Raw genomic sequence first — 22930 nt, 5'->3', positions numbered from 1 at the left:
AAATACAGAGGTTTTCACATGTGGTACTTCGCTTGGTTACTCGGTCTGCCTCTGGCGGCAGCGTTCGCCGTACTGAATGGTATGTGGTTCGAAATGACCGAAGACAATACGGTACGTCGCGCCCTGAAGAGTGAAATACCTTCGGAAGGCAGCGCCAACAGCGACGCCAGTTAATGCAAGTCGGCCAGTCATCTGTGCACGCGTGTACAGGCGACTGGCATCCTTGACAATCATCCCAAATCATGGAGCCGAAAGCGGCTTGGGAATAGATAGGGCTGCCCCCCAGCCGCAACCTCATCAACACCTCCATGATTTCACCTGTCTCGCGCGATAGCGGACGATACATGAAGGGATCTCTCACTCTCTCGAAGCATCCGCACCTGAAGCTACCAACTATGGAATATCACATGGCAACGATGCCGCGGTACAGGTCGACTTCGGCCTGCGCCTGGGAGTCTTCAGCCGCCAGGCGTTCGCGCTGGGCGTCGAGCAGCACCAGGAAGTCCACAGTCACTTTTCACGCGCCGGGTGGTATGCCCAGGGATCTGGCCCTTGGCCTGGTCACTGCTGGTGATGGTTGGCATGGCGTCATTGCTGGCGTCATCGCGAATCGCCCGGGCCGCCCGCAGCCGGGCAAAGGCGACCCGCAGTTCGCGGTTGCCCTGCAACGACTGGGTCACCAGTTGGTTGAGGATCGGTTCCTCGAATTGCTGCCACCAGATGCCTTCAAAGTGTGCCCGGTCAAAATTCTTTTGCCCGGCGGCGCCATCGGTGGCGGCCGTGATATGGGCCGCTTCCCGGTTCTGGGTCTTGTAGTCCGGGCCCACGGCGCAGGCGCTCAGCGCCACGGCAACAGGCTCGGCAGGAAGACTCTCAAGCTCATTGCTGCGCCTCCAGTTTCGGGGCGCGGGCGGCTTTGCGAGCCTCACCGCGTTCCACATAGTTGCGGATCAGGACGTAGAACACCGGGGTCAGCAGCAGACCGAAAAAGGTCACCCCCAGCATCCCGGAGAACACCGCAACACCCATGGCGTGGCGCATTTCTGCACCAGCACCGCTGGAGAGCACCAAGGGCACCACTCCCATGATGAAGGCGAACGAGGTCATCAGGATCGGCCGCAGACGCAAGCGGCAGGCTTCCAGCACCGCAGCCTGAGGGTCTAAGCCTTCCTCTTGTTTGTCCTTGGCAAACTCGACGATCAGAATCGCGTTCTTACACGCCAGGCCCACCAGTACGATTAAGCCGATCTGGGTGAAGATGTTGTTGTCACCCCCCGACATGATCACCCCGGCAATGGCCGAGAGCAAAGTCATCGGCACGATCAGGATCACCGCCAGTGGCAAGCTCCAGCTTTCGTACTGGGCGGCGAGCACCAGGAACGCCAGCAATACGCAGAGCGGGAACACGAACAGCGCGGTATTGCCCGAGAGAATCTGCTGGTAGGTCAGGTCGGTCCACTCGTAGGTCATGCCGTTGGGCAGTTCCTCCTTGAGCAGCTTCTCGATGGCTTTTTCGGCCTGGCCGGAGCTGTAGCCTGGGGCCGCTGCACCGTTGATCTCTGCGGTGATAAAGCCATTGTAGTGCATCACGCGGTCCGGGCCTGAGGTGTCGTTGACCTTGATAAAGGTCGCCAGCGGGATCATTTTGCCTTTGTTGTTGCGCACTTTGAGCTGGCCGATCTGCTCCGGTTCAAGGCGGAACTGTTGCTCAGCCTGGACGTTGACCTGATAGGTGCGACCGAAGCGGTTGAAGTCGTTGGCATACAGCGAACCCAGGTAGATCTGCAGAGTGTCGAAGATGTCGCTGACGGCCACTCCGTGGGTCTTGGCTTTTTCGCGGTCGATAGCCGCATCGACCTGGGGCACGTTCACCGTGTAGCTGGTGAACAGCCCAGCCAGTTCGGGCACGCCGTGGCTTTTGTTGATGATGTTCATGGTTTCTTTGTACAGCTCGTCGTAGCCCAGGTTGCCCCGGTCTTCGATCTGCAGGCGGAACCCGCCAATGGTGCCCAGGCCCTGTACCGGCGGCGGCGGGAAGATCGCCATGTAGGCTTCCTGGATTTCGCCGAATTTGCCGTTCAGCGCACCGGCAATCGCACCCGCGGACATGCTTGGGTCTTTACGCTCGTCGAACGGCTTCAAGGTGACAAATATCACGCCGTTGTTCGTGCTGTTGGTGAAACCGTTGATCGACAGGCCCGGGAGCGCCGCGGTGCTTTCCACTCCCGGCTGTTTCAGGGCGATGTCGGACATGCGTTTGATCACGTCTTCGGTCCGGTCCAGGCTCGCGGCGTCCGGCAGTTGCGCGAAGGCGACCAGGTATTGTTTGTCCTGGGCGGGTACGAAGCCGGTTGGGGTATGGGCGAAGCCGAACCAGGTCAGGACCATCAGTCCTGCATACAGGAACAGTGCAATGCCACTGCCGCGAATCACTCGGCTTACGGTGCCAACATAACCGTGGCTGGCTTTCTCAAAGAAGCGATTGAACGGACGGAATAACCAGCCACCGAACAGTTTGTCGAGCGCTTTTGAGACGCGATCCTTCGGCGCGTTATGGCTACGCAGCAACACGGCGGCCAGAGCAGGGGACAAGGTCAGGGAGTTGAACGCCGAAATCACCGTGGAAATCGCAATGGTCAGGGCGAACTGTTTGTAAAACTGCCCGGTCAAGCCGCTTATAAAGGCCGCTGGGATGAACACCGCACACAACACCAGTGCCGTGGCAATGATCGGGCCAGTGACTTCGCTCATGGCTTTTTGAGTGGCTGGGAGGGGCTCTAGACCCAGCTCAATGTTGCGTTCAACGTTCTCCACTACCACGATGGCGTCGTCCACCACGATACCGATAGCGAGTACCAAACCGAACAATGACAGCGCGTTAAGCGAGAAACCGAACATGTGCATGACCGCAAACGTACCAATCAACGAAACTGGCACGGCCACCAGCGGAATGATTGAGGCTCGCCAGGTTTGCAGGAAAAGGATCACCACAAGGACGACTAGAATCAAGGCTTCGAACAGAGTGTGTACCACCGCCTCGATAGAGCCACGCACGAAGACGGTCGGGTCATAGGCGATGGCGAAATCCATACCTTGCGGGAAGCTTTTCTTCAGCTCAGCCATTTTTTCACGAACGTCGTGTGATATCTGGATCGCATTGGAGCCAGGACGCTGGAAGATTGGCAATCCTACCGCCGGATTGTTATTGAGCAAAGACCGCAGGGCGTATTGGTTGGATCCCAGTTCCACCCGCGCGATATCCTTCAGTCGTGTGATTTCGCCGTTATCGCCGGAACGAATGATGACCTTCTCAAACTCTTCTTCAGTGACCAGTCGGCCCTGGGTGTTCACCGACAACTGGAAGGCGGTCGCATTCGGGGCTGGTTGCGTGCCCAAGGCACCAGCGGCCACTTGACGGTTCTGCTCGCGAATTGCGGTCACCACATCGGTAGCGGTCAGGTCGCGCGACGCGATCTTGTTCGGATCCAGCCAGACGCGCAGGGAGTAGTCGCCCATGCCAAACAACTGCACATCACCCACACCGCTAAGGCGGGCCAGCTCATCCTTGATGTTGAGAATCGCGTAGTTGGACAGGTAGAGCATGTCGTAGCGTTTGTCCGGCGAGGTCAAGTGCACCACCATGGTCAGGTTCGGGGAGGCCTTGTCCACAGTGATACCGATGCGACTCACTTCCTCAGGCAGTTTCGGCTGGGTCCGTGTTACACGGTTTTGTACCTGCACCTGAGCGTTGTCCAGGTCGGTGCCCAAGGCAAAGGTGATGGTCAGGGTCAGCTTGCCGTCGGCGGTCGACTGCGATGACATATACAGCATGTTCTCAACGCCGGTGATGGCCTGCTCCAGCGGCGCCGCCACGGTTTCACCGATGACTTTGGGGTTGGCCCCTGGGAAGTTAGCGCGTACCACCACAGTTGGCGGAACCACTTCCGGGTATTCGCTGATCGGCAGTTGGAACAGCGAAATTGCGCCGGCGATCAAAATCAGCAGCGAAAGCACCGCGGCGAAAATCGGCCGTGAAATGAAGAATTGGGAAAAATTCATCGGAGTTGTAGTCTCTTAGCCGCTTGGAGTCGCAGTGCTGGTCAGTATCGCTGCTGTACCAGGCGCGCTTTTGCCGGGTTTGACCTGAGGCAGGTTGCTGGCTTCCAGTGCTTGTCGTTGTCGTGCCAGAGCGGCGAGGGTTTCCTTGCTGGCCATGGGGACGACTTCAGGGGTGACCGGCGAACCTGGACGCACCCGCTGCAAGCCCTTGACGATGATGGTGTCATCCTTGTTGAGGCCGCTGCGCACGATGCGCAAACCTTCGATCTTCGGCCCCAACTCGACGGAGCGGTACACGGAGTTGTTGTCGGCATCCATTACCAGTACGAACTTCTTGCCTAGGTCGGTGCCCACAGCTTCGTCGTTGATCAGCACGGCGGAGTAGGTGCCGCTGCCCACCAGCTTCAGGCGGGCATAGAGGCCTGGGGTGTAGGCGCCGTCGCTGTTGTCGAACACCGCACGGCCACGGATGGTGCCGGTTTTCGGGTTGACCTGATTGTCGACAAAGTTCATCTGGCCCAGGTGCGGGTTGCCGTCTTCATTGGATAGACCCAGGTACACTGGGGTGGTGGCACCGCGTTGGCCTTGGCGCGCGAGTTGGGTGTACTTGAGGAACACACGTTCGTCGGCATCGAAGTAGGCGTAGACCTTGTCGGTGGAGACCACGCTGGTCAGGGCCGTGGTATCGGCCGTGACCAGGTTGCCGGCGGTGATTTCCGCACGGCTGACGCGGCCACTGATAGGCGAGGTGACGCGGGTGAAGCTTAGGTTGAGTTTGGCCAGGTCCAGTTGCGCCTGGACTGCGCCAACGGCGGCGCGGGCTTCCTGGGACGCACTGGTGCGCGAATCAGCCAGTTCGGCGGAGATCGCGTTGCTGGTGCGCAGGCGCTCACCGCGCTTGGCTTCGTTTTCACTGCGAGTGGCGTTGGCTCGGCCTTGGGTGACCAGGGCTTCAAGGCGGCGCACTTCAGCCTGGAATGGACGCGGGTCGATCTGGAACAACAAATCGCCCTTTTTCACCAGGGCGCCTTCGGTGAAGGCCACTTGATCGATCTGGCCGGAAACCCGTGGGCGGATTTCAACGGTTTCCGGAGCTTCCAGGCGCCCGGTGAATTCGTCCCATTCATTGACCGGTTGCTCCAGCACCTTGGCCACACTGACTTTGGCAGCCGGCATGCTGGCGGCGGTTTCTGGGGCTTTACCGCAAGCGCTCATCACCAACACAGCCAGGGCCGCGAGTGGATAGCGCAAGAGTTTGAGTGAATGGCCCATGGTTCATAAACCCTGTAATTGTATCGATTGAAAATGATTACTCATGGACTCTTATCCCAGCAACAAACAATAAGCCATCCACTTGGAACTCCTGCCCTCTTCAACTAGCCCCCTCGCGGAGCTCTGGCATTTACATACCAGGACGCCAAGAAAATTCATAACTTCAGTACCATGAGCGCCATCAATTTCCGCTAGGACACCAATTTTTAGTCAGCTCCGAACTCGTCAAAGTCAAGAAAACAAGGACAACACTTCACTCTAGTTATTTCCCACAAACAAGAAACCAACGCGACAAGCAAAGCATAAACTTACGAAAACACTGTAACTGAACGCCTAAGCTAACAAGGGACAAAACATTGACGATTTCAGCCAAAATGATCAGAACCCTCACTCACTGCTGCCAAGAAACCACCAAACATGCCTGCCAAGCCCATACAGTTTATTACCTGCCCTGAAGTCAGCTGACTTGACTTAGCTGGCCACTTGACGCACTTATCGCCGCCAATTATCTAGCGCCTATTGATCAGAGGCCGTATTAGTTTTCCATCCTTGCGTTAACGACAACCAATAAGATACTTCCAAACCTCTCAGTTGACGCAGAAGCTCTGCAGCAAGAAACGTTGCCAGCACATACCTTGACAGCACCCAGAAGACCCGGCTTATATAATTCCTGCAAGGATCAAAAATTCTTCAGACGTTGCAATCCATGCAGATAAAGCCACCTGTTAGCCTCAGTATGAACAGGCATATTTTTCCTTGCCACGACCGGAAAGCTGGACAGAACGATAAGTTACTAATTATTGGCCTACCTACAATTAACTAGAAAGATTCCCTTTCGCGAAGATCAACCGCGGGCCAACATTTATTAATAATGGGAACGTATAGATATCCGCCGGCGCCACATAAGGAATTTATTTAGCGTTGGCATCATAAGAAGAGAATCTGGTCGACGAAAATTATCGTTCAACAGTTTGAAAGTCGATTGCAGATGTTAAGACCGAAAGCACTCCAGATCCTTTGCACGGTAGCGGGTGATACATCTGCTGGAAAGCTCAAACTGCGCAAGCTCCACTGCGTGAAATTCTCAGGCAGGCGTTGAAGCGCTTGATTGACCCTGTTTTGCACTGGTTCATCCGAAACCATGGGTGGGCGGCCCGAGGGCGGGGCATCTATCAGGTCGTCAGACGAGTACACCTTAAATCGGAGGCACCTTTTCGAAACCATCTGAACGGTCGTGCACAGGAGCTCTAAAATGCTTGCTCCACACTATCCATCGGCCCATGCAAGAACGATCCGTATACGCATTTGTTCATTACTAGGCACCTTTCGGATGACCAAGTGGGGAAGTCACTTCCGACGTTTTCTTGCATGATGATCAAATGCTTTGGAGGGTGTCCTGTTCTGGGCATGTGCTCTACCCCATTGATAAGATGGCAACGAAAGCACTAGGAGCATTTTGAGATTCCACACCAAGTGAAAAAACAGGGGCGATGGAAGAACTCCACTGGCTACTCACCCCATGTCCCACAAAGACGTCGAGCAAGAAACGCATTGATCGCCACTATCGCAGCGATCATGGCTTTCTATTTCCGCAATCCGAAGAACAATCTAACCTAAAAACTTTCAATCTATCATCACATTCCCCTCCATCAAGACTGACAGATAGTAATTCACTGGAAACCCACCCTTGGATGATCAATATGGAGGCTGCATCATGGTCTCGCACAAAAATTTCTATCGACCAATTGAGGTGGCAATACTTTGGTCTGGACTCGCTGACCACGAAAAAGAAATCCTAAAACAGACCCTTACGCGCCCTGATGACCTTCTTAAATTATTTCCTCACTGGCCATCTCTTCAAACCTACTCTGAACGAATATATGACGCCATCGCTTGCCACCAGCTACCTGCCACATATTTGAACCGCCCAATAACTTCAGATACGGAATTCGAAAAAGCCTATCTTTCCATTCGCCACTCGGACCTGAGAATATGGGTAGAGTGTTATTACCCAGACGACAAACCGATTTTCTTATTTGGCAACGAGACCGACCACTCCCACTGCATCAGCATCGGTGCACATTTAGCTTTAAAAGCAGAATTAGAAGCTTCAGACCGCGAATTACAAAAAACCCGGAAAAATCTAGAAAATCTGCATGCTAATTCTGCGCAACAAAGAGAAAACCCCGAGTCCCCCCAACCTCAAACGGGAACACCTGGATCATACCTAGAGCAGTCCAACTCGATACTTTATGTCATTATTGGCGCTCTGCTAGATGTTAGCATCGGCAAGTCAGATGATGGAAAGGTTCAATCTATTTATAGCACTCAAACGATTCTAGTTGAAACGGTAACCAACCGTTTTTCTAATGTTCAAGGCCTAAGCAAACGGACCCTTGATCGGAAATTTGCAGAAGCGCGCCGTCATTTGGCTCAGGCCATACGGGCCTAGAACCAAATTGCCAGGCAATAGCGCACATTGCCTGGCAATGACTTTCCGCCCGAGCAGACCTTCACTGACTGTCACATCCCACTGCGCACCACATGGTGCTACGGAGTGACACCATGCAACCGACCAGCTCTGCCCCTCGGACTGCAGACCGCCACATCATGCGCCGCGATGAAGTGGAGCAGAAGACCGGCTTCAAACGTTCGCACATCTACAACCTGATGAAGGCCGGCCAGTTCCCGCAATGCCGGCGCATTGGCACCCGCGCCGTCGGTTGGGATTCGCTGGAAATCGAGCAGTGGGTTCAGGATCGACTGTCAGTCAGGGAGTAGCGCCATGCACGTCCTCTCACTGATTTCGACCAAGGGCGGCGCGGGCAAGACCACTGTCGCCGCCAACCTGGGCGGAGTACTCGCCGATGCAGGCTTTCGCGTATTGCTGCTGGACCTGGACAGCCAACCGACGCTGTCCAGCTACTACGCCTTGTGCGCACCTCGTGAGGCCGGCAGCTACGAGCTCATCGCCCAGGGTCTCACCGCGCCTGAGCAGGTCATCTCCACCACTGTCATTCAACATCTGGACCTGATTGTGTCCAACGACCGCGCCGGGCACATCAGCACCCTGCTCTTGAATGCCGCCGATGGCCGCTTGCGTTTACGCAACCTGCTGCCGGCCTTCCAGGATCAATACGATGTGCTCATTGTTGATACTCAAGGTGCACGCAGCGTCGTGGTCGAGATGGTCATCCTCGCCTCCGATTGCGCCCTGTGTCCCGTCCCACCGGAGATGCTCGCCGCGCGCGAGCTGCGCCGTGGCACCCTGGGGCTGCTTGACGAATTGGAGCCCTACCGCTACCTGGGGGTGGCGTTACCATCGGTGAAGCTGTTGCTCAACCAGGCCAACGCCAACCGTCGCGATACCCGCTTGATCATGCAGAGCCTGCAAGCATCCTTTGAGGGCGATCCCCATGTCAGCGTGTGCACCACGGTCATTCCCGACCGCGTGGCCTATCCCAACGCCGCCTCGCTGGGACTGCCCGTTCACCGAGTCGAGCCCGTCCCGCCATCCGGTAGCCGCGGCCCTTGCGCCGCTGAGGTGATGCGCGCCCTGGCCCGTGAGTTGTTCCCACAGTGGACCGAGCAGCTGGTCGAAGCGGGCGCGCAAATGCCCGGTCAACCATCAGCAACCGAATGCCGGCTGATCCGTCGCGGCTGATCGGAGGATGTGTGATGAAACCGCCGACCTCCGAAGACATCACGCGTCAACTGCAGCAGGCGCACTTCCCGCAAAAACACGACCGTGAGGCAACGGTAGTGCCGATCGGTGACACACCGATGGTGGTCAGTCTCGAGCAATTGCGCCCCTACGAGCTCAACCCACGCATTGTCCGCAACCCGCTGTATAACGAGATCAAAGCTTCGATCCGGGAACGCGGCCTAGACCAGCCCCCTGCTATTACCCGCCGCCCGGAGGAGTCACACTTCATCATCCGTAACGGTGGCAACACGCGGCTGAGCATCCTCGGTGAACTCTGGCAAGAAACCCGCGAGGAGCGGTTCTTTCGCATCCATTGCCTGTTCCGGCCTTGGCAATCCGAAACCCATGCCCTGCTCGGGCATCTGACCGAAAGTGATTTACATGGCCAGCTCACGTTCATCGAGCGGGCATTGGCCGTGGCGAAACTTCAGGACATGTTTCAGGAATCGGACAGCCCCCTTAGCCAGCGCGAGCTCTCCTCACGCTTGAGCCAGGATGGTTATCCCATTTCCCAATCCCATATCAGTCGCATGTTCGACGCGCTGGAGCACTTGCTACCCGCCATTCCACAGGTACTGTATGCGGGTCTCGGCAAACCCGCTATCGATCGTCTGATGACGGTAAGGCGTCGCGCCGAATCGAGCTGGAACCGGTACTTCGGTGACGACCAACAGTTCACGCTGCTGTGGCTGGAAGTGCTTTCAGCGTTCGACGGTGAAACACCCGAGCTGGATGCGAGCGAGCTGCAGGACGAACTGATTGCCCAGATGGCGGTGGCCCTACAGCAGACACCCCGTCTGCTGGCCTTGGAAATGCACCAGGAGCAACACCTTTCGCCTATCATGTCGCCCGCTCCTCAACCGGTGCCGCAGGATCTAGCAAGCAAGCCTGTGGAGTCGCCACCTCCCCTTGAGGTCGCGTTTGGAACAGCCACTGAGTTGCCCAGCCCAGATCCGGCAGATTCTGACAGTGATCCCTCGCTGGTGGTGGAACCACGCCTGCCCCACATTCGCCAAGCGTTGAGCGATGAGCCGCCCTCTGCGAAGCAACCCGATGGTGGGAAAGTGGTTCAGCCGCAGGTGGGCTCACCTCCATCGTCCCCCGCTTCGCCGGATGACATCCCCATCTTGCGTGCACGCTGTGCCGAATTGGCGGCCAATCTGGCCGATTATGCTGATGCCGCGGCCTTGGTCAGCCCGCACCCTGATGGACTCGGATTCACGTTGTCACCTGAACACAGCGATCGGCTTAGCCCGCGACACACCGGCATTCAGCTGATCCTCTCGGCCTTGCTACGCCTCCAGGATGATGTGAGCTGGAGCCAACGCCAGCAGTTGCCAGCCGCGTTGTTTGGTCAACTGCTGATCGGCGTCTACGACCTGCCCTTTGCCGAGCGCCCTGCCCTGACCGTGGGCCTCGAACGACTCCCCGATGCACAGCTGGAGCAGCTGTTCACGCTGATCCGCCACGCTCGGCAGTTGATCGAGCTGACGCTGTCGTCCACTCGTTAACGTGAGGAGCTGCCTCATGAGCACGACCTTCAATCTGTTGAACCATGCCATGTTGAATCAGGTGCTGCATGAGCTGCGCCATGGCCGCCTGCAACGCTGCAAAGCCCTGGGCCTGGCCGACGAGGACATCGAAGTGTTGCAGTCGCTGCCGCCGACCACCCTGTCGCACCTGGCGCATTCGTCGATCGCCTGGGTCGAGGTCAAAGTCGACACCACCGTGCTGCGCCGCTTGATTGTCCAGGCTGAACGCGATGAACAGAACGAGCGCTTGATAAACCGCGCGCTCAAGCTGGGTGCGAGCTCCAACATCATGTACCGCTGCTTCGGCCTGGACCATTCGGAAACCGCACTGCGGCGCCGCGTGCTGAAGATCGGGACCCACCGCGGCCGCCCGGTTCAGCTCAGTGAGGCGCAGGAACATGCGGTGTGGAACCGCTGGAGCCAGCTCCGGGCGGAAGATCCGGACAACGATCCGCTGGACACGATGATGATGCTCGCCGAGGAGCAGCAGATTAGCCTGACCCTGGTCTGGCAACAGGTCGAACTGTACGGAGGTGCCCCATGCTGAGCTTCTACGAGGTCGATTGGCAGGACGTGGTGCGCCAGTGCTATGAAGCACTCCGGCGGCGTAACGAGTGGCAGGCCGCGCAAGCCAAATTGGCCGCTGCCACCGAGGAGGCGCCGCTGCGCACGATCTACTACGGCGACAATAATCCGTTTCCGCAGGCCTTGCTGCTCGACCGTCGGCTGACGCCCTTGGAGCGCAACACCTGGCAGGTATTGCGCTGGTTGATCACCGAGCGCCAGGTTAAAACACCTCGCTACCAAGACCTGCAGCCCTACCTCGCAACCAGCCCCTGTGGCACCCAGGCATCGCGCGAAACCATCGCCCGTGCACTGAACGTCTTGCGGACCACCCGCTGGCTCAGCCTAGTCGACCGCTCTCGCGATACCCAAGGTTGCCTGCGCGGTTGCGTCTACGTGCTGCACGGTGATCCGCTGACCCCGGCCGAGCAGCTCGAGCTGGACACCGGCTATGCGCAACTGCTGCAGCAGAACCTCACCCATGCCGCCAAGGGCGTGCGTGATGTGGCGCAGCATGTGATCGGAGAAATCCTGGCCGACCCACAGGTCGCCCAGGCGGACAAGGACAAGGTCCATTCGACTTCCGTCGCGGCGCAGCAACAGGCGCTACCTTTGATTGACGCGGAGGATTCCGAACGCAGTCAAAACCTCCCCGTTCGGAATGCAGGCAACGCAGCCATCGAATCCGAACGCAGCAGCCATACCCCGATTTCCGCTGGGGTTCGGAATGCTGACGCCGGCCGTACAGTACAGAAAGACAAAAGCAAAAAAAGTACGGTACTGGCGCAGGTGGAGTTCGGTCGAGCGCGATGGCCGGAGGATCTACCGCTCAACCCGACCGAGCGGCGCATGGCCACCCAGGCGATGCGTCAGCTCGAGCCTGAACAGCAACAAGCGGTGATCAACGAAGCGGCGGTGCGCTGCGCTCGCGGCGAGATCCGAAAACCGGTCGCCTACTTGATGGGTTTGATCAAGCGCGCCTGCCAGGGCGAATTCACCCTCTGGGCAGCCCGCGCCGACGCGACAACGCCTGCGGCTGCGCCCTCACGCGCGTCAAGGCCGGAGTCAGTGTCGACGCCGGCCAGCGAACGGCCACGCCGCAGCGATCCGCGCACCGCCTCGCCACTCGCCCTCTCCTGCCTGGAGGAACTGAAGCAACGCTGTCGCGGCCTCGGTTCTGCGTCATAGGCGCTGGACGTCTGTGGATTTGATGCCACTGCCATCATATCCATACAGGTCCACTACCGGTAATGCGAGCAGCCCAGCTTCACGTTAATCCCCCTCGGCCTTCACCGTTCAGCCCATCGTCAGCCTCACTTCGACGGCGAGGTACTGGCGATGGCCGATCACTACCAGCTCAACCTGGGCTCCTTGCGCAGCAGCATCACCCTCACCCTGCACACTCATCACGCGGCGCGACTGTGGCAGGGCCGTAGCCGCGGCGACGGGGTGCACCCGATTCTGGGCATGCCCGGCTACATCGCGGTGACTAACCTGCTCAAACAGGCGAGTAGCCAGGACGATCCGTACGCCGACTGGTTCATGCTGCAGTTGGAAGAAAAGCTGCTACAGGCCAAGGCCCAGCTACGCACACTGACCCAGCAGGTCAGCCACGTCGAGCGCGCCCTGCCGCCTCAGGTCGATGTCGGCGACAACCTCAACATCCACCCCGTCACCCTGCCGCTGTTCATCGGCAGCCAGCTGGGCTTTCTCGCGATCTATTTGCTGACCGACTACGACGTCCTGGTCCGTCGGGTACTGCTCGCCCACCACACCGCGCTGATCGGGCGCATGGACATGGAATCCTGGATCGATGGTGGTGCGCATGTCCTGCGCAGCCTGTTGGGCCTGGCACAGCAGTACCGCGTGGCCGGCGTCAGCCGGGATGACATGGCTGCCAACAACGCCCGCGCGCGCGAGGCCATCGACAAATTCGGCCTGCCGCCGCAGGACATTCTGGAAGGGTCCCGTCGTTCCCAATTCGCCCCACCGATCGCCCGCAGCGCCGCTGCAGCGGTGACCGAAGCTCTCGAAGCGCCAGAGGCCGAGCCCCCGCCCACACCGGATGCGCCAGTCGACGGAGGTGACGTATGACCCTCGCTGACGCAATTGCCCGACGTTTGTCTGCAGAGGCCTATCGCGAGTTTGCACAAGGTACCTCCCTAAAAGGCCTTTTAAAGCCTTTTAAGGGTAAGGGGGAGCTGCAGCAGTTCGCCGGGACGATCCTGCGCCTGCGCACCCAGGTCGCCGAATTGATGGGCGTGATGCTGGCGATCATGGCGCAGCCCCCCTTCTCGCTGCTGGACCTGCGACTGGTGGTGCAGCACAGCGCGACCGGCACCGATTTTTTGCGCTGGCGCAGCCCAGACTTTCAGCGCATGGGCGTGGCGGTGTGGCAGGAGGCGATAGTTCATCCGCGGCTGCATACCGAGCTGCGGCAGGCGCTGTATCAGCTGGAGACCAACCGCGTAGTGCTGAACCTGCAGATGAGCAGCCTGCAGTCGCTGTATCGCCAGGCCATCACCGGTGCCAGCAAGCTCGAGGTCGCCGAACTCGCTCTTTCCCGTTCCCCCACCGAGGAGTAGCACGCATGAGTACGTTCTTTGTTGGCGAAGGCAATATCGGCAGCGTTCCGGAATTTCAGGAGTTCAACAACAACCCAGAGGAACCACGGCGCCTGTTGCGCTTGAACGTGTATTTCGACAATCCGGTGCCGCGTGAAGGCGGCTACGAAGATCGTGGCGGCTACTGGGCCCCAGTCGAGCTCTGGCACCGCGACGCCGAACACTGGAGCACCCTGTTCCAGAAAGGCATGCGCATCCTGGTCGAGGGCCGGACGGTCAAGGACGAGTGGGAAGACAGCGAGGACAATGCGCGGGTGACCTTCAAGGTCGAGGCTCGGCGTATTGGCATCCTGCCGCACCGCCTGGCGTCGGTGTCCATGCGCGAGAAGGCACAGGAAAACGCCGGTTCCGGGCGCAAGGGGGCCGGCAAGAAGGCGTCGCGCAAGGCCGGCTGAACGCATGGTACTCAGTGGAATCACCGCCCGCAGCGCGATATCGCTGGACCTGTGCAACCTGCCCGGCGGGCAACCCCGACGCCTGCTGGGCTTTTACTCTCGCTAGGCTTTCCCCCGTTGGGCCCCCTGCAACAACTGCGACACCTCCTCCAAGTACTGGTCCAGGGCAAGGATCGCCCGCCAGTGCGCCGGACTTTCCTGGACCCAGTCGATCAACCTGGCGCGCGCCTCGAGGCTGTCCGGTTCCAGGTGGGTGGCCATGAACAGCTCATAGGCCTTGATCGCTAGTGCATCCACCTCACTCTGGTTTGATCCGTGCAAATCACAGCCTCCGTGTGGACAGGCGGGTCATACAGCTATTTTTGTGGCCGTTCATATCTTTGGGTGGTTGGTCAACCATATGGGTCGAATTGGAGAGCGTCCCCGTTGCCAGTCAAAGAGCCTAGCCCACATCACATTGGCCGCCAGTTGGCGGAGTATCGTCTCGCCCGTGGTCTGACCCAAGCGAAGGTAGGCGAGTACCTGAAAATCTCCGGTGAAGCTGTGTCGCGACTCGAACGTGGCCAGGTTGAGCTCTCCGTGAGTAAGCTGCTGCAACTGGCCGACCTTTACGGTTGCCCCGCCGATGAGCTGCTACTGGCCATCAGCCCTCGCCCCCAGGACCAGGACGTGCAGATCACGTCGATCATCAAGGCGCTGGGCGAAGCAGATAAGCAGTTTGCCTTGGAGTTTCTGCAAACGCTGGCCACCCACCTGGCGCAGCGCAAGTAACCGTCTGCCGGATCTCGCTGCACACCAACAGGAGCACGGCGGCTTCGGATTATCGCTGGTGCTCCCTCCCCACGCCGCCACCCTGTCGGTACCCACCGAGAGGGCCTGCGTATGCGCCTGTTTATCTGCGAAAAACCATCTCAAGCTCGTGATATCGCCCGGGTGCTGCAGGCCAGTCGGCGTGGCGACGGCTGCCTGCAAGGTGCGGGGGTCACCGTCACCTGGTGCGTTGGCCATCTGTTGGAAACGGCGCCTCCTGAGGCCTATGGGGACTACAAGCGCTGGTCACTGGACGATCTGCCCATCATCCCAGTGCGTTGGCAACTGGTCGTCAAACCTAAGGTCGCCAGCCAACTGAAGGTGATTAGCCAATTGCTACGCACCTGCAGCGAGGTGGTGATCGCCACCGACGCCGACCGCGAGGGCGAGATGATCGCCCGGGAGATTCTCGAACGCTGCCAGTACCAGGGGCCGGTCCTGCGCCTGTGGCTCTCGGCCCTGGATGACGCCTCGATCCGTCGGGGCCTGGGTAGCTTGCGCCCGGGCGAGCAGACCTTGCCGCTGTATCACTGCGCGTTGGCCCGCTCCCGCGCGGACTGGCTGGTGGGCATCAACCTGAGCCGGTTGTTCACCGTGCTCGGTCGCCGTGCCGGTGTCGACGGCCTGCTACCGGTCGGCCGGGTGCAGACCCCGACGCTGCGTCTGATGGTCGAGCGCGATCGAGCCATCGCGAGCTTCGTGCCGCAACCGTTCTGGCCCGTCGACGCTCAGCTGGAAGTCGACGGCACGAACTTTCTGGCCCGCTGGCAGCCGCCCGCCACTGTCTGCGACGACGCTGGGCGCTGCATCGACGAGGTAGCCGCACAGGCAGCAGCGCGACGTCTGCTCCAGCAGGGGTCAGTCAGGGTCCACAGTGTGGAGGTCGAACACGTTCGTGAAGGCCCACCGTTGCCCTTTGATTTGGGCACCCTGCAGGAGGTCTGTTCAGCCAAGCTCGGGCTCGGTGCGCAGGAGACCCTGGGGGTCGTCCAGGCGCTGTACGAGACCCATAAGGCGACCACCTACCCCCGGACCGACTGCGGCTATCTTCCCGAGAGCATGCTCAATGAGGTACCGCGTGTCCTTCACGCCCTGGCGGCGGCCATGCCTTCACTGGGACAAACGCTGAAAGACGTCGACCCCTGCCGCCGCTCCCGGGCCTGGAACAGCGGGAAAATCACCGCGCACCACGGCATCATTCCCACCGCTGTTTCGCTGGACCTGGCGCAGCTCTCCGAGCGTGAACGGGCGGTGTACACGTTGATTCGCGCCCGCTACCTGGCGCAGTTTCTGCCCGAGCATGAGTACCTGAAAACCCAGGCGCTGTTGCACAGCCAGGCTGATCAGTTACTCGCCCGCGGCAAGCAGATTTTGAACCTTGGCTGGAAAGCGGTGATCAACGAAGGTGATGGTCACGAACCAGTTGCGCAGGCCCAGCGCCTGCCCGCCCTGCGTGAGGCGGGAGCGCTGACATTGATTGACGCGACGGTCAACGCGCAGCGCACCCAGCCGCCCAAGGCCTACACGGAAGGCACCTTAGTCAAGGCCATGAAAACCATCGCCAACCAGGTAGACGACCCTCGGCTCAAGCAGACGCTCAAGGACAGTTGCGGGCTCGGCACCGAAGCCACCCGCGCCGCCATCATCCAGGGCCTGATCGATCACGGCTACCTGATCAAGAAAAAACGTAGTCTGGCCGCCTCGGCGGCGGCACATACCTTGATCGAAGCGGTGCCACCGGAGGTCGCCGACCCGGTGCTGACCGCGCTTTGGGAACAGGCGCTGGACCGCATCGAGTCAGGGCAACTGAGCGTCGAGACCTTCCTCGCCAAGCAGGCAGAGTGGCTGACCCGGCTGGTGCGCAGTCACGCCTCGCTCAGCCTGCGCCCGCCTCCCAGCAAGGGGCCCTTCTGTCCGGTGTGCCGCAGTGCCATGCGTCAGCGCAAGGGTCGCACCGGCAGCTTCTGGTCCTGCACCCGCTACCCGGAATGCAAGGGCACCAAGCCGGTGGCGAAACCCAAGCAGGGGGAAAAACCGTGACTTGACTAGGCATCATAGCGCTGGTGTAGTGAAGGTGCCCTTCGCCACGAGGCGATCCAAGACCGATTCGCTCCGGGCAGCTCGGTCAGACTCGTAGAGTTCGGAGCCACACTTCACTGCATCTTCGGATGGCTTCACCGCGTTCCCAAGTTGTCCAGGTGGATGACCCGTGCGGCTTGTGCCAGGCCTCAGGGGTCATCCGCTTCGGCGACGATGTTCAGCTCCGGTGCCCGCCGGCGAAACACTGGGCACCTTTTGTGCGCGGATGCGTGCCAGTTGATTCCGACCCAGACCACGACAAGGGTCGGGTGATCCAGGTGGATCAACCGCGGAAGTTTTGCGACGAACTTCGCTGGTAGGTTGCCGGATCAAGGGTGGTCCAATTCTTCCTAGCCTGATGACCGTCGGGCTATTTTTTCGCCTTCGCGAATCCACTGAACTCCACCGCTTTCCACCCGCCCAGATCGCCTGCAATCCACGGTTGACGGGACTTTGCCCGCGTTTTATAGATGAGCTGCACACCGCTGTCGTTGACAGCGTTAAGGTAGCCAGAACCTTCGAGGCTACGCCCATTTCGGGTGGTTCTCCCCAAGTGCGATGCGCGCTCGGCAGCTCGCACGGTCACCGTCCCCTCGGTGATGAGCGCTCTCTACACCGAACCACGTTTTTGCACGTCCCCCTTGCGGCACTCACCCGCCGCCAGGGCCGGTGGCTGTCCGCGTTTCTGCTAAACAGGAGCTCTATCATGACGACTGCAAGCAATAACGCCCCCACCACCTACTTCAACCTGCACACCCAAGGCATTGGTTACCTGAACCGTGTTCGCGAAGTCCCGGTACGCCGCGGCCAAGCCTTCATGGCGTGTGACATCGCCGCCTTGCACGGTGCCTCGGACGACGTCGAGTACACCCGCTTCGACTGCAAGGTCGCCACTGGTGAAGCCGACCGGCTGATCCGTGAACACCTGGAAGACGTCCGTGCAGACCGCAAGGTCCTGATCGCGTTTCGCATCGGCGACATCTGGGTGGATCCCTTCCTGTACGAGAAAGGCGAGCGCAAGGGGCAACCCGGCGCCAGCCTCAAAGGCCGCCTGATCTTCATCGAGTGGATCAAGGTCGATGGCCAGCTCAGCTACCGTGCGCCCGCTCGCACTGACGCTGCCAGTGCCCCTGAAGCTGCAGAGGAAACGGAAGCAGAAAACGCGGACACCGGCGGTGACGCCGATCCACGCCAGTCCAATCCGACCGCCGCACCTCAGCCTGCCTGAGGCAGCTTGACCGCCAACAACAGGTGCTCCCACGAGCGCCTGTTGTTCACTCACGTCGGAGGTTGCCATGGAAAGCTTCTGGCTATGCGAGGACTGCCTACAGGCGGTCGCCTATGACGATTTCAGCGCGCTGTCGCTGTACTACAGCGAGGCTGAAGTTGAGCAACGCATCGCCCATATGCGCACCCAACTCCAAGCCCTGCTGCCACTGAGCGCCGATTTCGACCCACACACCGGCGCCGGTTTCGAGGCCTTTTCCACCCGACCGTGCGAGGGCTGCCAAAGCTCGCTCCACGGTCCCCGTCATCGCTTCACGCGTCTTTGAGTGGCGCATTTCACCAGCCTGGGGCACTCCCCCAGGGGGCGCTCCATCTCCCACGAGGAATTGCCCATGAACACTGCCCTGAACCGGGTCGACCCACTCGACCCCGTATTGGCCCAACGCGTCCGTGAGGATGCGCTGATCACCGAGGCCCTGCAGTTGCTGGACCAGCGTCACTTCCAGCGCGGCGAGCAGTTGATCACCCCCGCCGATGCCGCGGCCTACCTGAAACTGCGACTCGCCCCGTACCACCACGAGGTGTTTGCCCTGCTCTGCCTCGACTCGCGTCATCGCGTGTTGAGCTTCGACATCCTATTCACCGGCAGCATCGACGGGGCCTCGGTGTATCCCCGCGAGGTGGTCATCAAGGCACTGGAGCACAATGCGGCCGCCGTGATCTTCAGCCACAACCACCCTTCCGGCTGCTCGGAACCGAGCGGTGCCGATCGAGTACTCACCACTCGCCTGACCGAGGCCTTGGCCCTGGTTGAGGTCCGCGTCCTGGACCACATCATCGTCGGCGAAGCCACCCCGCTTTCGTTGGCCGAATACGGCTGGCTCTAACAGCCACCTCTGTCCAAGGGGGCCACCGCCAATTCGGGGTGGCCTCTGCGCCTTCGGAGAACCATCATGCCCCCTTCCCTTCGCAACCCGTTTCTTCGCGGCTTCCACGATCTTCGCTTCGAGCGTGTCGTCCAGATCAGTTATGCCGACAACTGCCCGCCCTGCTACCGCGCGCTGCACCCTGCCCAGAACCAGCTACCCAATGAGGCCGTCAACTTGCGGCCATGCCTGTTCAATGACGACTATGCCGTTATCACCGACAGCGAAAGGGTGCCATCATTTGTGCACATGCGCTGCCCGGCGGACGGTCTGGTGAGTACGGTGCTCTACCAGGTCATTGGCAGTCACCTCGGACGCCTGCTGCACCTCGGCGACCTCCCAGCGAGAAAGCTGCACGCGACCTGATCGAGCAGCTGTCCTTTGCCACCGGGCACTACAGCCGCAGTTGGGAAATCAGCAGCGCTCACCTGCCGGCGGAAGCGTTCGAGTACCTGCAAGTACGCGCGTGGTGTAATTCACCGGCGAGCTTCTTCGAGTGTTTTGAACTCAACAGCAGCCATGCCGTGGGCTGCAAGTTGTATTCGACACCCTGGATAGCAGGAATGAAGACAGGAAGCAGCAGTTGCAGCATCGACGAAGTCAGTGCACGCCTGCGCGATGATCCTGTACCGCCCGCGTTACTCCAGTTGCTCCTTCTGGCAGGTAAGGCAGACACCCGTTTTCTGATCTTTGACCCCGACGCAGCAGCGCTTCCGGAACTGCCCCTGTTCACTGAAAACTGATCCAAGGCGCCCCACATGGGCGCCTTTTTTTGTGGCCTCGACGGAAATCTGGCTGACTGGATTCGGTTTTTCAGTGGGGACCCGCCCGCACTTTCGCCAAGGTGTCGGCAACTTTTGTCGAGACCTGGTCATGCATACCTCCCCACTCCCCATCCTCGGTCTGATGATCGCGCTGGTTGGCTGCAGCACACCGCCACCGGCGCCCACGCCTGCACCGGCTGAGCCGTCAACCTCATCGTCCCAGCCAAAGAGCTTAGTACCGGCCTGGGTACGCCAGGACCGCTACACCCTGGCCAATACCCGGCCGACGCTGGAGCAGCGCCAGCCCCTGTACCAGCTCATCAACGTGCACATCGCCCCTGCCCTGCACGCGAGTGTCGGCGAAGCTCTGCGCTACGTGCTTCAGCGTTCGGGCTACTCACTCTGCCCCGACAGCGCGGTGGTGGATCGGTTGTTCCGCCGTCCCCTGCCTGCCGTGCACCACCAGCTCGGCCCGATCGCGCTGCTGGACGCCTTGACCATCATCGGTGGCCCGGCCTGGCGGCTCGACATCGACCCCGTCGAGCGGACCGTGTGCTACGCCCTGCGCTTACCACCGCCCGAAACACCCTTCTCGACCCTGGAGATTGCGCCATGAAGGTTCAACACTTTCAGGCCCTGGTGATCGGTGCGCTGTGTCTCGGCACCGCCGTGCTCGCCGCCGAAACGTACAACCATCACCAGCAACTGGCTGAGCTCCAGGCCGCCGCCCGTAATGCCTCCGCCGATCCCGCGCCGGCCCTGCGCCGCGACATCGATGCACTGAGCAATACGCTCGCGACGCTGCAGCCGCAGGTAGTAGCGCTGGGCGAAGCGCAAGACCAGAGTGCCTCAGCGCAGGTAGGCCTCAGCCAGCAACTGGCAGAGCTGACCGCTTCACTGAAAGAACTTCAAGCGACACCCCGAGGCCCCAGTAGCGCAGATTTGACCGCACTGGAGCAACGACTGGCCACAGCAGAGGCGGCGCTCGAGAAACTATCGTCAACACCGGCTGTGCCAGCGGCCGCCATCACACGGCCGGCTGCTTCCGCCGTCCAAAAAGCCAAGGCCAGAGCCCCGACGCCGCCCTTCACCCTGCTCGGAATCGAGACCCGGGGCGCCGTCAGGTTTGTGGTAGCCCAGCCCGCCGGTGCGGGCGCACTGTCGGATGTGCACCTGCTGCAGCCCGGCGACAGCCTGAACAACTGGCAGTTGCGTGCGATCCGCGCAGACCAGGCCGTGTTCCACGTCCCGGGTCATGACGACCGCACACTGCCGCTGCCGTGAAGAGGTGCTTATGGTTCGGCTCTTCGCCCTCCCTCTCATCCTGCTCCCCGCCGGCCTGCTGGCAGGCTCGGCCTGGAGCGCGCCGACACTGGTCGACTCTGCCCCGCAGTACAGCGAGCAGACGCCACTGGACCAACAGCATTCCGCTGCGACTCAAGCCAAGGCCTGGGGGCTGACCGATGACGAGTGGGCCTTGTTCAAGCGCCTGCAGGCCGGGCCTCGCCACTACTGGTCGCCGCAGCTCGACCCGCTCACCACCCTGGGCGTGGAGGCCAACTCAGACCAGGAACGACAGCGCTATGCCGAGCTGCAGGTCCGCCTCGAAGCCAAACGCGCCGAACGCGAGTTGGCCTACCAGAAAGCCTACACCGCCGCCTGGGCGCGACTGTACCCGGGAATGCTGCCCGTCCAGGGCATGGCCGACGACGCAGCGTCCACGAGCAGCAGCCGCACTGCTCTGTTCGTAGAAGAACATTGCCCAGCCTGTGTGACCCGTACCCAGCAGTGGCTGCGTGCCGGCGCACGCCTGGACGTGTACCTCGTCGGCAGCCAAGGTGACGATGCGCGCCTGCGCCAGTGGGCGCGTGGCGCTGGCATTACCCCCGCCCAAGTCAGCGGCGGTCAGGTGACCCTCAACCACGACCGCGGTCGCTGGTTCGCGCTGGGCGCCAGCCGCCCGTTGCCGGCACGCTTCCAACAGGTAGACGGAAAATGGCAGCGTCTCGACTGATCCTCGCCCTGGCCTTGACCGCGGTCAGCGCTGTCCAGGCGGCCGCCCTGCCGCCGCCAGCCTATCAATTGGCCGCCGCGCGGGCCGGTATCCCCGTCTCCGTGCTGTTTGCCATCGCCCTGCAGGAAAGCGGCACGCCGCTGCGCGGTCACCTCATGCCCTGGCCTTGGACCTTGAATGTTGCCGGCACGCCGCAGCGCTTTGCCAGCCGCCATGAAGCCTGTACCGCACTTCGCCAGGCGCTCGCCGACCACAACCCCAAACGCATCGACGTCGGACTGGGACAGACCAACCTTGGCTACCACCCGGACCGCTACCCCAGCGCCTGCGACGCCCTCGACCCACGCGCGAACCTTGCCGTCACCGCCGACCTGTTGCGCACGCACTATGCCGACACGGGCGACTGGGTCGTTGCGGCAGGCCGCTATCACCGGCCTGCCGGCGGTGCACCGGCGGCGCGCTATCGCAGACAGTTCAGCCGACACTGGCAACGCATCGAGGCGCTTGCGTCTTTTCCTAGAGGGGCGCTGCCATGAACCGCTTCTGCCTGATGGCGCTGGTCATCTGCCTGTCGTTACCGCTCGCCACGATCGCCGCCCCGAGCATGTTCCCCGATCCCAGCAAACTGAAATGGGTGCTGCCGGTGCGCAGTGAGCGCCTCACGCCGGGTACCGTGCAGACTAGAGCTCTGAACCTCCCCGCCATCACACCATTGTTCCTGGTCGGGCAGGACGCCGTCTCCTTGGAGTGGTTGTCCCGCCATGCGCAGGTTCTGCGGGACCTGGGCGCCAGTGGACTGGCGGTCGAGGTCGCCGACGTCCAGGCCTTGCGCCGTATCCAGGCGGCGGCCCCTGGGGTGAAGATCTGGCCAGTGAGTGGCGACGACATCGCCGAGCGGCTGGAGCTGGAGCACTACCCCGTGCTCATCACAGCTACCAGCCTGGAGCAATGAGGAAAC

The 22930-nt window shown here is 60.6% G+C and carries 25 protein-coding genes and 2 pseudogenes; 22 read left to right on the top strand and 5 right to left on the bottom strand.

Translation table 11 applies throughout. The features are described 5' to 3' along the window. Positions 1 to 18: 18 nt before the first annotated feature. Positions 19 to 174: a cytochrome bd-I oxidase subunit CydX gene (gene cydX, locus GIB19_RS28350; protein ID WP_125859204.1), complete on the top strand. Its 156-nt coding sequence runs from the start codon at positions 19 to 21 to the stop codon at positions 172 to 174. Positions 175 to 403: 229 nt separating this feature from the next. Here the strand turns inward: cydX and GIB19_RS28345 are convergent. The 4 genes and pseudogenes from GIB19_RS28345 to mexE form a co-directional block, all read right to left on the bottom strand. Continuing rightward, a pseudogene (locus tag GIB19_RS28345) lies at positions 404 to 511 on the bottom strand (hypothetical protein); the annotation flags it as partial. Beyond that, positions 510 to 883 (bottom strand): annotated as a pseudogene (locus GIB19_RS03425) (TolC family protein); the annotation flags it as partial. The pseudogenes GIB19_RS03425 and GIB19_RS28345, both read right to left, overlap by 2 nt. Beyond that, entirely contained in the window at positions 880 to 4059 is a 3180-nt protein-coding gene (locus GIB19_RS03420; RefSeq protein ID WP_274883565.1) for an efflux RND transporter permease subunit, read from the bottom strand. The pseudogene GIB19_RS03425 and the gene GIB19_RS03420, both read right to left, overlap by 4 nt. Before the next feature lie 15 nt (positions 4060 to 4074). Beyond that, positions 4075 to 5331, bottom strand: coding sequence for a multidrug efflux RND transporter periplasmic adaptor subunit MexE (mexE, locus tag GIB19_RS03415; RefSeq protein ID WP_274883564.1), 1257 nt, complete (start codon positions 5329 to 5331; stop codon positions 4075 to 4077). 1687 nt (positions 5332 to 7018) lie between these two features. On the opposite strand from mexE, the gene GIB19_RS03410 reads away from it, so the two are divergent. From GIB19_RS03410 to GIB19_RS03370, 9 genes are all read left to right on the top strand, one after another. Then, complete coding sequence (locus tag GIB19_RS03410; RefSeq protein ID WP_274883562.1) at positions 7019 to 7783, top strand: hypothetical protein; 765 nt, start codon at positions 7019 to 7021, stop codon at positions 7781 to 7783. A gap of 113 nt (positions 7784 to 7896) precedes the next feature. Beyond that, positions 7897 to 8112, top strand: coding sequence for an AlpA family transcriptional regulator (locus GIB19_RS03405; RefSeq protein ID WP_125859208.1), 216 nt, complete (start codon positions 7897 to 7899; stop codon positions 8110 to 8112). Between the two features lie 4 nt (positions 8113 to 8116). Then, positions 8117 to 8995: a ParA family protein gene (locus GIB19_RS03400; RefSeq protein ID WP_274883560.1), complete on the top strand. Its 879-nt coding sequence runs from the start codon at positions 8117 to 8119 to the stop codon at positions 8993 to 8995. Positions 8996 to 9009: 14 nt separating this feature from the next. Continuing rightward, the gene (locus tag GIB19_RS03395; RefSeq protein ID WP_125859210.1) at positions 9010 to 10548 is read left to right on the top strand and encodes a ParB family protein; all 1539 of its coding nucleotides are present in this window, start codon (positions 9010 to 9012) and stop codon (positions 10546 to 10548) included. A 16-nt stretch (positions 10549 to 10564) separates the two neighbouring features. Further along, positions 10565 to 11116, top strand: a complete 552-nt coding sequence (locus GIB19_RS03390; RefSeq protein ID WP_125859211.1) for a DUF2857 domain-containing protein — start codon at positions 10565 to 10567, stop codon at positions 11114 to 11116. Next, positions 11110 to 12321, top strand: a complete 1212-nt coding sequence (locus tag GIB19_RS03385; protein ID WP_274883557.1) for an STY4528 family pathogenicity island replication protein — start codon at positions 11110 to 11112, stop codon at positions 12319 to 12321. The genes GIB19_RS03390 and GIB19_RS03385 overlap by 7 nt, the downstream gene beginning before the upstream one ends. Before the next feature lie 150 nt (positions 12322 to 12471). After that, positions 12472 to 13227: a PFL_4669 family integrating conjugative element protein gene (locus tag GIB19_RS03380; protein WP_125859213.1), complete on the top strand. Its 756-nt coding sequence runs from the start codon at positions 12472 to 12474 to the stop codon at positions 13225 to 13227. After that, a complete protein-coding gene (locus GIB19_RS03375; protein WP_274883555.1) occupies positions 13224 to 13718 on the top strand; it encodes a DUF3158 family protein in 495 nt (164 codons plus the stop codon). The genes GIB19_RS03380 and GIB19_RS03375 overlap by 4 nt, the downstream gene beginning before the upstream one ends. A 5-nt stretch (positions 13719 to 13723) precedes the next feature. Next, positions 13724 to 14152: a single-stranded DNA-binding protein gene (locus GIB19_RS03370; protein WP_125859215.1), complete on the top strand. Its 429-nt coding sequence runs from the start codon at positions 13724 to 13726 to the stop codon at positions 14150 to 14152. 102 nt (positions 14153 to 14254) lie between these two features. On the opposite strand, the gene GIB19_RS03365 is transcribed toward GIB19_RS03370, so the two are convergent. After that, positions 14255 to 14473, bottom strand: a complete 219-nt coding sequence (locus GIB19_RS03365) for a hypothetical protein (protein ID WP_125859216.1) — start codon at positions 14471 to 14473, stop codon at positions 14255 to 14257. 105 nt (positions 14474 to 14578) lie between these two features. Here GIB19_RS03365 and GIB19_RS03360 point away from each other — a divergent pair, with 105 nt between their 5' ends. The 12 genes from GIB19_RS03360 to GIB19_RS03305 all read left to right on the top strand — a co-directional run bounded on the left by GIB19_RS03360 (position 14579) and on the right by GIB19_RS03305 (position 22924). Further along, positions 14579 to 14923 (top strand): helix-turn-helix domain-containing protein, encoded by a 345-nt coding sequence (locus GIB19_RS03360; RefSeq protein ID WP_125859217.1) that lies wholly within the window; start codon positions 14579 to 14581, stop codon positions 14921 to 14923. Positions 14924 to 15034: 111 nt separating this feature from the next. Beyond that, on the top strand, positions 15035 to 17002 hold the full coding sequence (locus tag GIB19_RS03355) for a DNA topoisomerase III (RefSeq protein WP_274883549.1): 1968 nt from the start codon (positions 15035 to 15037) through the stop codon (positions 17000 to 17002). Positions 17003 to 17747: 745 nt separating this feature from the next. Further along, entirely contained in the window at positions 17748 to 18269 is a 522-nt protein-coding gene (locus GIB19_RS03350) for an STY4534 family ICE replication protein (RefSeq protein WP_274883546.1), read from the top strand. Positions 18270 to 18336: 67 nt separating this feature from the next. Beyond that, a complete protein-coding gene (locus tag GIB19_RS03345) occupies positions 18337 to 18594 on the top strand; it encodes a hypothetical protein (RefSeq protein ID WP_274883545.1) in 258 nt (85 codons plus the stop codon). A gap of 66 nt (positions 18595 to 18660) precedes the next feature. Beyond that, complete coding sequence (locus tag GIB19_RS03340) at positions 18661 to 19155, top strand: JAB domain-containing protein (protein ID WP_274883543.1); 495 nt, start codon at positions 18661 to 18663, stop codon at positions 19153 to 19155. 66 nt (positions 19156 to 19221) lie between these two features. Next, on the top strand, positions 19222 to 19560 hold the full coding sequence (locus GIB19_RS03335; protein WP_274883542.1) for a hypothetical protein: 339 nt from the start codon (positions 19222 to 19224) through the stop codon (positions 19558 to 19560). Next, positions 19449 to 19937 (top strand): DUF5983 family protein, encoded by a 489-nt coding sequence (locus tag GIB19_RS28340; protein ID WP_446731372.1) that lies wholly within the window; start codon positions 19449 to 19451, stop codon positions 19935 to 19937. The genes GIB19_RS03335 and GIB19_RS28340 overlap by 112 nt, the downstream gene beginning before the upstream one ends. 130 nt (positions 19938 to 20067) lie before the next feature. Beyond that, on the top strand, positions 20068 to 20574 hold the full coding sequence (gene pilL2 / locus GIB19_RS03325; RefSeq protein WP_274883540.1) for a PFGI-1 class ICE element type IV pilus protein PilL2: 507 nt from the start codon (positions 20068 to 20070) through the stop codon (positions 20572 to 20574). Beyond that, entirely contained in the window at positions 20571 to 21242 is a 672-nt protein-coding gene (locus GIB19_RS03320; RefSeq protein WP_274883539.1) for a hypothetical protein, read from the top strand. The genes pilL2 and GIB19_RS03320 overlap by 4 nt, the downstream gene beginning before the upstream one ends. A gap of 10 nt (positions 21243 to 21252) precedes the next feature. Next, positions 21253 to 21972 (top strand): TIGR03759 family integrating conjugative element protein, encoded by a 720-nt coding sequence (locus GIB19_RS03315; protein ID WP_274883538.1) that lies wholly within the window; start codon positions 21253 to 21255, stop codon positions 21970 to 21972. Further along, a complete protein-coding gene (locus GIB19_RS03310; RefSeq protein ID WP_274883536.1) occupies positions 21954 to 22508 on the top strand; it encodes a transglycosylase in 555 nt (184 codons plus the stop codon). Before GIB19_RS03315 ends, GIB19_RS03310 begins: the two co-directional genes overlap by 19 nt. Continuing rightward, a complete protein-coding gene (locus GIB19_RS03305) occupies positions 22505 to 22924 on the top strand; it encodes an integrating conjugative element protein (protein WP_274883534.1) in 420 nt (139 codons plus the stop codon). Before GIB19_RS03310 ends, GIB19_RS03305 begins: the two co-directional genes overlap by 4 nt. The last annotated feature ends 6 nt before the right edge of the window (positions 22925 to 22930 follow it).

It is taken from the genome of Pseudomonas sp. ITEM 17296, assembly GCF_028895205.1.
Lineage (GTDB): Bacteria > Pseudomonadota > Gammaproteobacteria > Pseudomonadales > Pseudomonadaceae > Aquipseudomonas > Aquipseudomonas kermanshahensis.
This window is presented reverse-complemented; position numbering and strand designations above follow the sequence as displayed.